We start from the raw sequence: 1,108 nt of genomic DNA, 5'->3' as shown, positions 1-1,108 counted from the left end.
TAGGCTGTAGACTCATAAACGCGAAGCCACAGCCGTATTGAAGCGAGTTGAACCATGGCAAGGAAGTTCTCGGCCAGTTTGTCGTAGCGGGTTGCGACGCGTCTGAAGTGCTTCAGCTTGGAGAAGAAGCGCTCGATGAGGTTGCGCTCGCGATAGAGCCATGTGCTGAAGTAAGGTTTCGAGCGCCGATTGACCTTGGGTGGGATGTTGGCGAACGCGCCTTTGTCGCGGAGCGATCCGCGGATGCGATCGGAGTCATAGGCCTTGTCCGCCAGCAGGATCGTTCCAGCCCCGACATGATCAAGTAGATCGTCAGCGGCTTGGCCGTCATGGCTTTGCCCTGCAGTCAAGCTCAGCCGGATCGGGAGGCCTTGCCCATCGACGACCGCATGGATTTTCGTCGTGAGTCCGCCTCGGGAACGACCGAGACAATGATCTCGATCCCCCTTTTTGCGGTCGCAGCCTGTTGATGGGCGCGAACGGAGGTGCTGTCGATCATCTGGAGTTCGCCATCATGTGCGGCGGTGATGGCGTCCATCATTCGGTCCCAGACGCCCGCTTTTCGCCACCGCGCAAAGCGATTGTAGCAGGTAGTGCGCGGGCCGTAACGCTCGGGCAGGTCGCGCCATGGAGCGCCAGATCGCAGCACCCAGAATATCCCGTTCAGAACGCGTCGATCATCGACGCGCGGCACGCCCCGCGGCTTGTTGGGTAACAACGGTTCGATCACGCGCCATTCAAAGTCGGTCAAATCATATCGGCTCATGCTGACGCTGAATCAGAGTAGACGCTGAAATGGAATGGGAAATCGCCGAAATCAGTCTTCCCAGATCAAGAACGTCACCGTCGCAGCCTGATCTGTCCAATCCACTTTATGGGAGACGTGGAAGCCTTCATAGATCGAAGCCTGTAGCCAGCGAAATCCTTGATCTCGGCCCACAGGCTCCCACCCCGGAATGCGAAAACTTACGGCTTTGGCCGACGAAAGCTCGCCCCCGAGCGTGTCGCGGTACTGTTCCCAGCGCGCTTGAACTGTCGGTTGTTCCATACTTGCCTGAACATGCCCGCAGGCTGCGCCATCGACAACCATTTATGGGTTCACGGCCTA

The 1,108-nt window shown here is 58.2% G+C and carries 1 protein-coding gene and 1 pseudogene; both read right to left on the bottom strand.

The window, feature by feature from the left end:
* A pseudogene (locus tag EDF56_RS25770) lies at positions 1-766 on the bottom strand (IS5 family transposase); the annotation flags it as partial.
* Between the two features lie 51 nt (positions 767-817).
* Positions 818-1,090 carry a hypothetical protein gene (locus tag EDF56_RS25765; RefSeq protein ID WP_132393029.1) on the bottom strand — a complete coding sequence of 91 codons (273 nt, stop codon included), beginning with the start codon at positions 1,088-1,090 and terminating at the stop codon, positions 818-820.
* Positions 1,091-1,108 lie beyond the last annotated feature (18 nt).

This window comes from Novosphingobium sp. PhB165 (assembly GCF_004341845.1).
Classification (GTDB): Bacteria; Pseudomonadota; Alphaproteobacteria; order Sphingomonadales; family Sphingomonadaceae; genus Novosphingobium.
Note: the sequence above shows the minus strand (reverse complement) of the source record. Positions and strands in the feature narration are given on the sequence as shown.

Excerpts from the sequence above, each read along its gene's own strand:
- EDF56_RS25765 (WP_132393029.1), bottom strand. The coding sequence starts at position 1,090 with ATGGTTGTCGATGGCGCAGCCTGCGGGCATGTTCAGGCAAGTATGGAA.